Below are 349 nucleotides of genomic sequence, written 5' to 3' on the forward strand. Positions count from 1 at the left end.
GAGGGATTGTCCGTGAAGGCTTGAAAGCTGATCTGGTGATTTTCAATGAACAACGTGTGATTGACAAAGCGACCTATGATCAGTCGCGCCAGTTTCCAGAAGGCATTTCGCATGTAGTGGTCAATGGCCAGATTGTGCTGGCGAACGGGGAAGAGAGGCATGTGCCAGCAGGGCTAGTGTTGCGCCGCCGCTATCGCAAAGAAAGCCAGCAGAGAAACTAGTTGTAAGATCTGCATGCTGATAAAAAAGGAGGGTAGCTATGGGAACGATCTGGGCCATTATCATTGTGTACATGCTCATCATGCTGGGAATTGGCGTTTATTCCAAAACAAAAGTGAAGGATAGCACG

At 48.4% G+C, this 349-nt stretch carries 1 pseudogene; it reads left to right on the forward strand.

Annotated elements, in window-relative coordinates:
- Positions 1–221, forward strand: a pseudogene (locus SB689_RS22715) (D-aminoacylase); the annotation flags it as partial.
- Positions 222–349 lie beyond the last annotated feature (128 nt).

Source organism: Chryseobacterium sp. SIMBA_038, assembly GCF_046535115.1.
Taxonomy (GTDB): domain Bacteria; phylum Bacteroidota; class Bacteroidia; order Flavobacteriales; family Weeksellaceae; genus Chryseobacterium.